We start from the raw sequence: 13,325 nt of genomic DNA on the forward strand, positions 1-13,325 counted from the left end.
TTCACCTTTGCTTAGTGCTTCTTTTGTAACAACATCATGGTTTCTACGTGAGCCGTTTGAGGGAACATCTCCATCATACTGACTCGTTTTACCTGATAACCATGGGCTACGAGAAATTCTGCGTCCCGTGCAAGCGTTGCCGCATCACAGGATACGTACAAAATAGTGTCTATCTTTAACTTGATCAGGCTTGGCAAAAACTCAAATGCCCCAGCTCTTGGTGGATCAAGTAAGGCTTTACTAAAGCCCTTTTTCAACGCTTCATTGCGCACCGTTTTTGTCAGGTCAGCACCAATAAAGGTCACATTTTTTAACCCATTTCGTTCAGCATTGCGTTCTGCATTGCGAACCATCTGCGCCTGAACTTCAACGCCAACAACTTTTTCAGCCGTTTTAGCCATAGCTAAAGAAAAATTACCGGCACCACAAAACAAATCTAGCACTTTATCTTGCTCAGACAATGCTAACCATTGCAAAGCTTGGGCCACCATTTTCACATTCATACGCTGATTTACTTGAATAAAATCCTGCGGATGATAATGAATGGTCAAATTTTCAACTTGATAATGGCGCAAAGAATCCGTTTCGCACTTCACTTTATCTTGTGCCGGGTCTTGCAAATACAAGTCCCATTTTTGGGATAACGCTTTCTCATGCCATAAAGCTTGATCATTGTCTGACAGTTGACGAGTAAGTCGCAGCAAAACAGAACAGCCCAAATCATCTTCAAGTAATTCAATATGACCAATGTGCTGAGGTTGCTCAGATTGCGCTAATAACCCATTCAAATGGGGAATCACCGCCTGCAAGGCGGGCATCAATACAAGACAGTTCTCGATGGCAATAATATCTGTTGAGGCTTTGCCTCTAAACCCCATTTTGACACTGGCATCTTTTTGCTGTTTGACCGATAACCTAGCACGGCGTCGATAAGCGAGCGCACTATCACTCAGAATTTCCAATTCCCCATCATAATTAAGCTTACGTAACTGGCCGCCTAACCAAACATGCTTAGCTTGAATCTGCTCTGGGTAATCAAGATGCATAAAGCAACAACCACCACATTGATTAAAATGCTGACAAGCAGGTTCAACCCTCGCATCAGAGGCCTGCTGAATTTTTATCAGCTTGGCTTCATCATAACGGCGATTGGTTTTAGATACGCGCGCACTCACTTCTTCACCCGGCAAAGCGCCAGAGATAAAGGTCACTTTACCATTCGCTTTAGCGATCCCTCTGGCATCATGAGTAAGACGGTCAATATGAAAAATTTGTTCAGGGCCCAGTTTTTGGGAAGTGGTGTTTGGTTTTCTGTGTTGTCGAGTGCGATGCTTCAAAAGTGTACTCAGTAGAATTAATTGTGTTCGGCCGCAATTTTACCGAAAAGCTGAGCTCTCAGCTAGCAAACATCGTGGAGATAAGGGGAAGAATTTTTAAATTATGTAAGGATTCAAAGAGCTAAACGAAACCAATGAAATTAATTATTTTAGTTTGAGGCAGAAAAGTAAAAAAACTTACTCACTGCCGTTCAATAATCAACTAGCTAGATAACATATTTTTACTGAAGCTTTATTCACTCGGCGTAAACACACCGGTTGATAAGTAACGATCACCTCGGTCACAGATAATCACCACGATAGTGGCATTATTAACCTGCTCAGACAGTTTAAGTGCCGCAGAGACAGCACCACCAGAAGACACACCACAAAAGATACCTTCTTTAGTGGCGAGATCACGCATCACATTTTCAGCGTCTATTTGAGCAACATCGATAATCCTGTCCACTCGTGTCTCATCAAAAATACTCGGCAGGTACTCTTTTGGCCAACGGCGAATGCCCGGAATACTTGAGCCTTCTTTTGGCTGTAAGCCAATAATTTCAACCGCGTCACTCTGGGATTTAAGGTACTTAGACACCCCCATGATGGTGCCCGTTGTTCCCATTGCGCTAACAAAATGCGTAATTTCACCTTGTGTTTGCTGCCAGATTTCAGGGCCAGTTGAGCTCACGTGAGCACTTGGGTTATCAGGATTAGAAAACTGATTTAACAACTTACCCAAACCTTTCTCTTGCATAGAAATAGCAAGGTCTCTAGCGCCTTCCATCCCTTCGTCTTTTGTCACAAGGTGAAGTGTCGCCCCATAAGCCGACATAGCCGACTTACGTTCTGCACTCATATTATCAGGCATCACAAGATGCATTTTATAACCTTTAATCGCCGCCACCATTGCTAAGGCAATACCTGTATTGCCACTGGTTGCTTCGATCAAACTATCTCCCGGCTGAATATCCCCTCTAAGCTCAGCTTGAGCTATCATATTAAGAGCAGGACGATCTTTTACCGAACCAGCTGGGTTTTGGCCTTCAAGTTTGAGTAGGATCTGGTTTGAGCTGTTAGGATTAATCCTTTGCAACTTGACCAAAGGGGTTTGACCTATTAAAGACTCGATAGTTGGATACTGATTCATAAAAACTTCATTGACATTAATTACGTAGAACGTGAAACTTACTTGAATTCTATGATTTTATAAATCACTTATTTAAACTATTACAAGACAAAAGCGTTATAACGTTAGCGCGAAAAGACTTGGAGAAGCATTTTATGCGTGGAAAGCTCACATTTGGACTACTAATTACCACTCTCACATTAGCTGGGTGTGATATGTTTGGCGGACCTGCTGCGGACATTCCTGATGGTGAATTACGGACAAAATGGCGTGATTGCAAAACACTTAGCAATCCATCTCGTACCAAGGTTATGGCATGTGAAAACTACACACGAGAATGTGATCGTCGCAAAAGAAATGGAAACTTCGCCTGCTACTAAAACTTATCAGGTCACAGGGCTATTAACAGGCAATGAATTCAAATTTATCTTTAAGAGTTAAAACCTTTTTCTCGATTTTCTTGCCTGTATCCCTACTAAGTTTGGTTATTTCACTCACTTTCATCTATGAAAGAAAAATGGATTACCAAACTCAGAATCAGGAACAGATCGAATTTATTGCACAGCAATTCGCCATAGCTTATGAAAATGCCGCCCCCAAAATAGACAGCGCTTTTTTACAAAGACAACTCAAATCGAGTATTTTAAGCCCAAATATCATTTCTGGAAGAGTCTTCAACTCGCAGAAAAAACTCATCAGCGAAATAGGCAACAAGAGTAACTTTACAGACCCCGTTCCACTTTTTAGCAACCAATCTGAACAAAGATTTTTTCAAAACTCCGCAATCTCCATCACCCCTTTATTAAGCCCAAGAAGTGCCCTCGACACATCCGCGCTTGGTCCGATTGAAAGCAATGACAAAATTTTATCCGGTTGGTTAGTATTAGAATCAAACACGGCCGACTTCACCCTCAAGAAATATCGACTCTTTAGTTTTATGGCAATCACCCTAGTGGCGTTTATGACATTATTCGCTCTCATTGCCATCAAGATATCCAACAGAATAGCCAACCCAGTTAATGACCTTAATCGCATCGTAGAAAAAATCAGCCAAGGTCAATTTAACGCCATCAAGCAACTGAAACTTCCGCAGGACTATTTAGCAACAACCAAAGGCCTAACTGAAATCAATGAGCGCTTAGAAAACAGCCAAGAAGAAATGCTCAAAAGCATTGAGCAAGCAACCGAAGACATGCGTCGTAACATGGACAGCATGGAAGAAAAAAGCGCCCAACTTCATATCGCCAACAAAGAAACCAGCGAATCTAACCGCTTAAAAACACAGTTTCTTGCCAATATGAGTCATGAAGTCAGAACCCCATTAAATGCGATTTTAGGTTACACCCAGCTGCTACAAAAAGACAAACTAGATAACCAACAACGCTTATATATCAACACCATAGAGCAATCCACCAATAATCTTCTGGCTATTATTGGTGACATTTTAGATTTCTCAAAAATTGAAGCCGGCAAACTTAATTTAGAGCAGTCTGAAGTCAATATTCGTGAATTAATTGACGACGTTTATCAAATTCTCAGTGCCAACCTTCTGACTCACAAAAAACCAGTGGATCTTATCCCAGAAGTGGCCAATGAAGTGCCTGAATGGCTCATCGGTGATGCCATTCGTATTCGTCAGATTCTGACCAACTTGATTGGTAATGCGATTAAATTCACTCATGATGGCTTTGTACGCACTAAGGTCACCCTTGAGCAGCAAAGAAATGGCCAACCCAGACTTCTCGTGCAAGTCATTGATACCGGCATAGGCATACCCGAAAACAAATTAAATAGCTTATTTAAAGCCTTCTCTCAGGTTAATACCTCAACCACAAGACAGTTTGGCGGCACCGGCCTAGGTCTAGTGATTACCAAAAAGCTCGTTGAACAAATGGGAGGTGAGATAGAAGTTAATAGTGAATCGGGTGTCGGTTCTAACTTTCGTTTTCGTATCAACCTACATTCATCTAACCATGAAGAGCAGCCTCTAGAGCCTATCAATAAGAACATCTTGGTATTCGAACCATCCAAAGGCTATCGTCAATATTTAGAGAACTATTTAACCAGCATCAAGATAACACCGATTTTTTGCACCACCCTTGAGCACCTTATTCGCCGATTGAACTCACGCACAGATGAAGAAATAATCGACGCCGTTTTATTAAGCGTAAGTGGTGAAGATAAAGACATAGCGCAAAGCTATGAGTTAGCTGTCTATGCCAGCGAAAGCTGTCTTATCCCTTGCATCCTGATGACTCAGCTACCCAATAAAATAAATCAACACCCTGAACTCCAGCAGCTAGCCAAAGATGTGCTACTCAAACCCATCAGCCATAAACAGCTTTATAAAAGTCTAAGCTCATTGGATCAAGATACGCAGCTTGAGATACCTACAAACGCGCCTGCCAGCTTTACCAGAAATCAGCTTAAAGTACTGGCGGTAGATGACAATCAAATCAACTTACAACTGGTTAGCCATTGGCTAACCCCTAACAATATTGATGTCAGCCTTGCCCATTCAGGACAAGCCGCACTGGATTTATGTGCAAGAGAGCAGTTTGATCTTATCTTGATGGATATCCAGATGCCTGAGATGGATGGCATGGAAACAACAAGACGCCTGCGCCAGCATAAAAACACTACCCTGATTCCTATTATTGCGCTCACGGCCCATGCACTTAGCTCTGAAAAACAAGAGATTTTAAAATCTGGCATGAACGCCTATCTCACTAAACCTGTGAACGAAAGCAAGTTACTAGAAGTCATCCAAGATTGGTGTTTAAGTGAAGAGCCACAAATAGAAAGCACACAAAGCCTTGAAGGTGTGTTTGATATAGAGAAATCGCTGTCCATAGTGAACGATCAAGTCTCAATTGCCAGAGACATGTTTAACATGCTGGCAGACTCTCTTGAGTCCGAGAAGAAGCTAATAAAACATCACTTCAAGCAAAAGGAAGTAAACAAGCTTATACAGGTTGTTCACAGACTACACGGAGCATCAAAATACTGCGGCACACCCAATTTAACTAAGCATGCAGGCTTTTTAGAAAGCCACCTAAAAGAATTGGGACTGGATGAAGTTGATGAAGTCTTACTTGATTTTGTACAGGCGATCGATGAGTTATTAGAAGCAAGAAGCCTTATTCGCTGGCCTCAAGAATAACAAAAGCTTGTGCATACGCCTGCTCATCACTAATACTCAAATGCCACTTAACAGGGTTAACTAACAAAGGACTATTGTGAGGCTCAACACTCACCAAAGGCTTACCCAAAGCGTCATTTGATACCTCAATATGCTGAAAACTTAAGCCTCGACCTATCCCAGTACCCAATGCTTTTGCCACAGCCTCTTTTGCAGCAAAGCGTTTGGCAACATAAGCCATGGCGACATCTTCATGCTTAATTTCATAATACCTGTCTAATTCCTTTTGGGTTAATAAACGCTTTAGAAATCTATCACCCAAACGCTTTACCGAGTCCTTAATACGAGGAATCTCTACAATATCAGTCCCAATTCCTAGAATCATATTTACCCACTCACTTAACAAAAAATTTATTTCGTCTTGCATGATAAAGTGCACTAGAGAATAACCCAGCACACTTTTACCTATGGCAAGGGATCACAATTAAACACGGGAACGCCATAATGTCGCTCCCCATGAAATTGATATTCAGGCAGTAGCTGCCTGGCTGCCACGTCTTTATTTTCAAGCAAATGATCCAACCAACAACGGTGCAGCGTCTTAGCCAATCTCACTACATCGGGTCGACCCCAAAGACCCTCCGTGTAATCCAAGGCCAGCTGACCCGATACAAACAAATCAGGCAACTGCTTAGGTTTATCGCCATAATAAGGGCGCAAACCAAATCTAACATCAAAGCGATACATAGCGCTTGGATCAAGCACACTGCCCGTTGCTGTCATGGCAAGGTTGATACTGCTGCCTATTTCCTCAAACAAGGCATACTCAAAACGCCGTAAAAGAGGGGCAACTGGCGCATTAGAATGCAGACTATGAATCAGCCATTGATAGAGTTCAAAAAAGATCGAAAGAGGCAAATTGGTTGGCAATAATTTAAGCAATATTTCATGCACATACATACCCGCGAATAAGCGCAGACCTTCAAGTTGTGAAGCAGGCTCAGTGGACTCTAATACATAAACGGTTTTTAACTCTGTACGGCCTTTAAGCTGCACCTGATAACGCAAAAAAGGCCCGGGAATCACCCGAGCCTCTTTTTTAGGTAAGCGGAACACTGCCCTAACCAACCCCATTTCAAGGGTTAACAAATCCAACAGGATTTTATTATCTTGAAAAGGTCTAGTATGAATAACATAGGCAGAGATTAACGCGTCCTTGTTATCTTGCATAACACAGCCTAATTACTGATCTTGATAACCAAGACTGGCAAGTGCTCGTTCATCATCCGACCAACCTGCTCTCACCTTGATCCATAAATTAAGCATCACCTTAGCTTGGAACATACTCTCCATATCAATGCGAGCTTCCTTACCAATGAGCTTAATTTTTTCGCCTTTATCACCAATAATAATGCGCTTTTGACCATTACGCTCAACCAAAATCAACGCACTGATATGCAGGGTTTCCCCCTCATAACTAAACTCTTCGATCTGCACAGCCACTTCATAAGGCACTTCCTGACCTAACTGACGCGTGATTTTCTCGCGCACGATTTCAGAGGCTAAGAAGCGAGAACTACGATCTGTAATTTGGTCTTCAGGGTAGAATTGTCCGCCTTCAGGCATCATACCTTCCACTAAGCGCTCTAATCGATCTAGGTTCTTCCCTCGAAGGGCAGAAATAGGCACAATTTGCGCAAAGTTCATCAACTCAGATAGCTTAGCAAGCGTCGGCAGAAGATTATCTTTTTCTTCGAGTTTATCGACCTTATTCACGACCAAGACAACAGGGCAACGGGCCAGCTTGACCTTTTCAAGTACAGACTGATCTTCCTGTGTCCAGCGCTCCGCATCAATCACAAACAAAATAGCATCCACATCTGCTAAAGCAGAGGAGGCGGTTTTATTCATAAAGCGGTTAATCGCTTTCGCTTCGCCAAGGTGCATTCCAGGTGTATCAACATAAATAGTTTGCACATGCCCCTGACTTTTCACACCCAATATTTGCTGACGGGTCGTTTGAGGCTTACGTGAAGTGATACTTAGCTTTTGACCTAACACATGGTTCAACAGGGTAGACTTGCCCACGTTAGGGCGACCAACAATGGCCACATAACCACAATGGGTAATATCTAACTCTGGCTCTTCATAGTCCTGAGCCGATTCCGTCGATGCCATTTGGCTAAAATCAAAATTATCTAAATCGATACCGCCATCCTCTTGGGATTGCGCGTCTTCTTGAAGGGTTTCTAACTTTGCCTGATCTTCAGGTAAATCATCATTTTGCATTGTTTTGCTCCAACATAGCTAAGGCTTGCGTTGCTGCTTTTTGTTCTGCAATTCGACGACTGTTTCCTTTACCTTCAATCGGATCAGCAAATAATTCAATCACACAGTGAACATAGAAGGTTTGATCATGGGGTTCACCCAAGACTTCAGTCACTTCATATTGAGGCAATGCATGCTTTCGTGCTTGCAAAAATTCTTGCAAACGAGTTTTGGCATCTTTTGTCACTATCTTTAAAGAGGTTGCGTTTAAGCGTGATTCATACCAACTTAAAATACGCTCACTACAAGTATCCATACCCGCATCTAAGAATATAGCACCAATAATGCCTTCTACCGCGTCTTCTAAAATAGAGTCACGACGAAAACCACCACTCTTTAATTCGCCAGCGCCCAATTTAAGGTAATCACCCAACTTAAACTCACGGGCAATTTCGGCTAAGGTCTCACCCTTAACCAAGGAAGCACGTAAACGGCTTAATTCACCTTCTTTTGCTTTAGGAAAACGGTGAAACAAATCTTCGGCGATGACATAGTTCAAAATGGAGTCACCCAGAAACTCTAGCCTTTCATTATTTTTACCACCAAAACTACGGTGGGTAAGCGCTAGCTCAAGTAACCCAAGGTCAGCAAAAAAGTAACCCAACTGCCGACACAATTTTTGATAAGAGGAACTCAAAATATCTCCAAACTACTATTCAATCGAACCATTATTTTTAAAATTAGGAACACTTAGAAACTTATTCCAATGCATCCAAATATAAAATGCACGGCCTTTCATATACTTCTCAGGTACAAAACCCCAAACGCGACTATCGGAACTATTATCACGATTATCGCCTACAGCAAAGTAATGCCCTTCAGGTACAACCCAGTCACCTTCTAGATTGTTAGCACGCATGGTTTTATAAATCTCATGCTGAACTCCTAACAAATCTTCCTGATATTGCGTCACAGGGATACCCTGATTTTTTTCAGACGGTGGCAGCTTTGCCTGAAACTCTTCGCCAACTAACTTACCATTAATAGTAAGTCGCTTATTATGATAACTAATGGTATCACCCGGCAATCCAATCAAACGCTTAATGTAATTAACACTCGGCTCTTTCGGATATTTAAATACAATCACATCGCCACGCTTTGGCTCAGTAGTTGGAATTAATTGAGTGTTAGTCACAGGCAGGCGAATACCGTAATCAAACTTATTCACCAAGATAAAATCGCCCACTTCTAAGGTGGGTAACATAGAACCTGATGGAATCTGAAAAGGCTCAACAATAAAAGAGCGTAGCCCAAAGATCACAGCCACAATGACAAAATAGGACTTAACCTCAGACACCCACTTAGGCGTCCCCGCCATAGTGTCTTTAATTTCTTTAGGGATAGCCGAACAGGCTTCTGGTGTTAAATCATTTAATGCCGCAACACGTTTTGGGTAAAAGGCAACTCTATCGTAGACCCATACTATAGCGGTCAAGACAAAGGCTGCCGCTAGGATAATCTCAAAATCAAACGCCATAAATTGTCCTTAATATAAACCCCATTCAAAATGCGAACAGGGTTTATTTCATCGTTTTCATTAGCTAATAGCAGAGTTTTTTAGCTGTTAGCTAACGTCTATTAACTATCTACTTTTAAAACGGCCAAGAACGCAGATTGAGGCACTTCAACATTACCTACCTGCTTCATACGCTTCTTACCTTCTTTTTGTTTCTGTAGCAGTTTCTTCTTACGACTCACATCACCACCGTAACATTTCGCCGTTACGTTTTTGCGAAGTGCTTTTACCGTCGTACGAGAAATAACTTTAGCGCCCAGCGCTGCCTGAATGGCAACGTCAAACATTTGACGCGGAATCAGCTCTTTCATCTTTTCACACAGCATACGGCCTTTATACAAGACATTATCCTTGTGCATGATAAGCGCAAGCGCATCAACACGGTCGCCATTAATAAGGACATCAAGACGAACCAAAGGTGCCGCACTATAGTGACTAAAACTGAAATCTAGTGACGCAAAACCACGACTACATGACTTAAGTCGGTCAAAGAAGTCCAACACCACCTCATTCATAGGCAGTTCGTAGTTCAAAGACACTTGATTACCCACATAAAGCATGTCTTTTTGAATACCCCGTTTTTCAACACATAAGGTAATCACATTACCTAAGTATTCCTGCGGTACCAGAATATTCGCTTCCACCATAGGCTCACGCATTTCGCGGATATTACCTGGATCAGGCATCTTAGATGGGCTATCAATCATGATAACGTCACCATTGTTGAGCTCAACTTCAAACACTACCGTTGGTGCAGTGGTAATCAGATCCATGTCGTATTCACGCTCAAGACGCTCTTGAATAATTTCCATGTGCAACATACCTAAGAAGCCACAACGAAAACCAAATCCTAGGGCATCAGAGGTTTCAGGCTCGAAGAACAAAGAAGCATCGTTCAAGGTTAGCTTGTTCAAGGCTTCACGGAAGTCTTCATAATCATCAGAGCTCACAGGGAAAAGACCCGCATAAACCTGAGGTTTTACTTTTTTGAAACCATCAAGCTGAGGCACATCTTTCGTCGCCAAATGAGTGATGGTATCACCCACAGGCGCACCGTGAATGTCCTTGATACCAGAGACAACATAGCCCACTTCACCCGCACGCAAAATGCCGGTTTCAGTACGCTTAGGGGTGAAGATACCCACCATATCTACTGGGTAAGAGATACCCGTAGACTTGATTACAATCTTGTCTTTCTTCTTGATGGTGCCTTCTTTAACACGTACCAAAGAGACAACACCTAGGTAGTTATCAAACCAAGAATCAATAATTAACGCCTGTAGAGGGCCATCAACATCACCTTCAGGTGGCGGTACTTCGCCGATAAGACGCTCAAGTACATCGGTAACACCCATGCCTGTTTTTGCAGAACAAGTCACAGAGCCATGGGCATCAATACCGATAATGTCTTCAATTTCATCACACACACGCTCAGGTTCTGCCTGTGGCAAATCGATTTTGTTCAGTACTGGCATAACCTCAAGACCTTGCTCTAACGCGGTATAACAGTTAGCAACAGACTGAGCTTCAACACCTTGAGCCGCATCAACAACCAGCAGAGCACCTTCACAGGCAGCCAAAGAACGCGAAACCTCATAGGAGAAATCCACGTGTCCAGGCGTATCGATAAAGTTTAACTGATAGGTTTCACCATCTTTTGCCTTGTAATCCAAGGTCACACTTTGTGACTTGATCGTGATACCACGTTCACGTTCAATGTCCATTGAATCAAGTACTTGCGCTTCCATTTCGCGCTCACTCAAGCCACCGCAGTTTTGAATAAAACGGTCAGCAAGGGTGGATTTACCATGGTCAATGTGGGCGATGATAGAAAAGTTACGTATATGTTTTAACTGTTTAGAAGACACTTATTTCTCACACTTAATAAAGCGATACACAAAGAGCAGGTGTTGATAAGTCATTTAATGCAAATCAGTGACAAGTTTAAAAAACTTATCGACACCTTCTCCGGATAGAATTTTGATGCATTCTACCCAATTTAGCCCTAGGACTCCATTTTATTTATCGCTTCTAAGGCCTTTAATTTCCTAGCTTTTGCATCACTCAAACAAAAAACCAAAGCCAAACAAGCGTCTAAGTAAATCAAAGGGGGATAAGATAAGCTTATTTTGGGTAACGCTTGCTATTTTCACAAAAAGGACGAACTTTTAATGAAAAAAAGTTCGTCCTTTAACCCTATTCTTAACTGAGCTTTAATCAGCCAATTTTTCTCTTTAAATCATATAGTCAAAGCTAGTACAACGCTCTTCAATCAGGCTTTTTATCGCTTTAAGACCCTGGGCTGTCAGTGGGTTGGTATTTTCAGCAGATAAAACATCGCTGGGGTTAATCAAGTGTTCATCTCCAATCGAAGTGTCATAAACAATTGACCAATGGCTAATAATCTTAGGGAAGCGCAATAACCAAGTAAGCAGTACATCGATTTCTTTTTGGTGTATATAGTCAAAAGGGACTTTCTGAATAATACCAGGCCCTTGAACTTGTCCTCTTTCGATCGCTCGTGGGTGTAAAGGCTTGGCTTCTTTAAACAGTGAGCCCTTCGCTCGCTCACCACCACCGGTTGGGCTTGCTGGTAATATTCCACCCACCAAGTGTAGTTTGTCAGTATTGGTGATATTGACCATATCTCTTTGGTCCGCATTCTTTCCTCGGGGCCCTTTAACCAAACCTTGTACAGGACTATTAGGAATAAAATTTATTCCTTGTGGATGCCAAAGAATTGCATCCCATGAAAACCCCTCTGTCTTGGCTTGCGCTAAATCTAACAACATTAAATTGATTGGCCAGGCTCTTTCATTTCTGGCAGGCTCAGCATGAAAAATTGCGGTGGTAAACACAGGTAACATAAACTGCTTACGAGAATAGTGACGATCATATTTTCCATTATTAAATCCAAGCGCTAACTTTTCCCCTTTTAAAAGAGTACGAATAGATTGCGCTATACCAGAGGAATAACGTACCTCTGTCCATGGAGCTGGTCGTCCGCCTCCCATTTTTTCAAGCGTTTTACTGCTCGCTTCATAAATCAGACCTGGATCTAAAATTCTTTGAGCACCTGAACGGTAAGTAGGGTCATCCATGGTATTTATTTTTAACCAAGCACTTTCGGCATCTGTATTAAAATTAGCCGTCGCCATATTAGGGTGTTCAGAAGGGCTGGTATTTTTTAGATATTGTGTCTTAGCTTTATTCAAAGCATCTTCTCGGCTAGTTCCCTGAAGATAAGCAGGGCCTATATCACCTACGTATAACTTGTGGTTTTTGAGAATCAACCTACCCGCAAGTTTGTAATATTTATTCGCTTCCTTACCCGACGCTCGCCAACGTGAAATCCATTGCTCTGGGCTTGTCATGATATAAGGTTGTTTTGGCGTACCATTACCTTGAGCATCAAGGGATTTCATTTCTCTTATCAACTTTTGACACAGGGCTAATAGATGAAATCCATCTAGATAGAGCTCTTGACCTGTTCGCTTTAAATACCGTTTCATTTTTTCATCCTTAAATTTTAAACTTATCGATTTCATAACCTTAGGTTTTGACACCATCAGTTCGTGACGCCTACACAAAACCATCTTGCATTAAATATAAAATAGAAAGCCGCTAGATGAACTGCAAACCGCTTTTAAAAAGATTTCTGATCGGCATTAAGTCAAGTAACTTATGACTAATAAAATATGAAAAGTATGGGATGAGAAGAGCAAAGACGTGAATAAAATAAAAGGTATTAAGTCTGCTTGAAAAGGCTTTTTCCTAGCCTGTAGAAAGCTTGTTCATGGCGATGCCATCCGCCGAGTTCCTTTAAGGAGCCTTTTATTAGAAACTTTCTATTAGAGGCCTTTTATGATGGCTAGATTTAATGAGTATCTT

General features: G+C 41.9%; 11 protein-coding genes. 2 read left to right on the forward strand and 9 right to left on the reverse strand.

Features of this window, described 5'->3' with window-relative positions:
- Window positions 1-11: 11 nt before the first annotated feature.
- Together rlmD and cysM are read right to left on the reverse strand one after the other, a co-directional pair.
- Complete coding sequence (rlmD, locus tag MED121_RS04845) at window positions 12-1,337, reverse strand: 23S rRNA (uracil(1939)-C(5))-methyltransferase RlmD (RefSeq protein WP_009832498.1); 1,326 nt, start codon at window positions 1,335-1,337, stop codon at window positions 12-14.
- 232 nt (window positions 1,338-1,569) lie between these two features.
- The gene (cysM, locus tag MED121_RS04850) at window positions 1,570-2,469 is read right to left on the reverse strand and encodes a cysteine synthase CysM (RefSeq protein ID WP_009832499.1); all 900 of its coding nucleotides are present in this window, start codon (window positions 2,467-2,469) and stop codon (window positions 1,570-1,572) included.
- Between the two features lie 297 nt (window positions 2,470-2,766).
- Between cysM and MED121_RS24720 the strand changes: the two genes are divergently transcribed.
- Window positions 2,767-2,889 (forward strand): hypothetical protein, encoded by a 123-nt coding sequence (locus MED121_RS24720; RefSeq protein WP_278043823.1) that lies wholly within the window; start codon window positions 2,767-2,769, stop codon window positions 2,887-2,889.
- A gap of 76 nt (window positions 2,890-2,965) precedes the next feature.
- Entirely contained in the window at window positions 2,966-5,611 is a 2,646-nt protein-coding gene (locus MED121_RS04860; RefSeq protein ID WP_242603174.1) for a response regulator, read from the forward strand.
- Here the strand turns inward: MED121_RS04860 and acpS are convergent.
- The 7 genes from acpS to MED121_RS04895 all read right to left on the reverse strand — a co-directional run bounded on the left by acpS (window position 5,589) and on the right by MED121_RS04895 (window position 12,946).
- Complete coding sequence (gene acpS / locus MED121_RS04865) at window positions 5,589-6,047, reverse strand: holo-ACP synthase (RefSeq protein ID WP_242603175.1); 459 nt, start codon at window positions 6,045-6,047, stop codon at window positions 5,589-5,591. The two genes, MED121_RS04860 and acpS, sit on opposite strands and share 23 nt — an antisense overlap.
- Before the next feature lie 8 nt (window positions 6,048-6,055).
- Complete coding sequence (locus MED121_RS04870) at window positions 6,056-6,820, reverse strand: recombination protein O N-terminal domain-containing protein (protein WP_009832502.1); 765 nt, start codon at window positions 6,818-6,820, stop codon at window positions 6,056-6,058.
- Between the two features lie 12 nt (window positions 6,821-6,832).
- A complete protein-coding gene (era, locus tag MED121_RS04875) occupies window positions 6,833-7,879 on the reverse strand; it encodes a GTPase Era (protein ID WP_009832503.1) in 1,047 nt (348 codons plus the stop codon).
- Window positions 7,869-8,555: a ribonuclease III gene (gene rnc, locus MED121_RS04880; protein ID WP_036178744.1), complete on the reverse strand. Its 687-nt coding sequence runs from the start codon at window positions 8,553-8,555 to the stop codon at window positions 7,869-7,871. Before rnc ends, era begins: the two co-directional genes overlap by 11 nt.
- A gap of 15 nt (window positions 8,556-8,570) precedes the next feature.
- Window positions 8,571-9,395 carry a signal peptidase I gene (gene lepB / locus MED121_RS04885; protein WP_009832505.1) on the reverse strand — a complete coding sequence of 275 codons (825 nt, stop codon included), beginning with the start codon at window positions 9,393-9,395 and terminating at the stop codon, window positions 8,571-8,573.
- 101 nt (window positions 9,396-9,496) lie between these two features.
- Complete coding sequence (lepA, locus tag MED121_RS04890) at window positions 9,497-11,302, reverse strand: translation elongation factor 4 (protein WP_009832506.1); 1,806 nt, start codon at window positions 11,300-11,302, stop codon at window positions 9,497-9,499.
- Between the two features lie 366 nt (window positions 11,303-11,668).
- The gene (locus tag MED121_RS04895; RefSeq protein ID WP_131470973.1) at window positions 11,669-12,946 is read right to left on the reverse strand and encodes a hypothetical protein; all 1,278 of its coding nucleotides are present in this window, start codon (window positions 12,944-12,946) and stop codon (window positions 11,669-11,671) included.
- Window positions 12,947-13,325: the final 379 nt, after the last annotated feature.

The organism is Marinomonas sp. MED121, from assembly GCF_000153025.1.
Taxonomy (GTDB): Bacteria; Pseudomonadota; Gammaproteobacteria; order Pseudomonadales; family Marinomonadaceae; genus Marinomonas.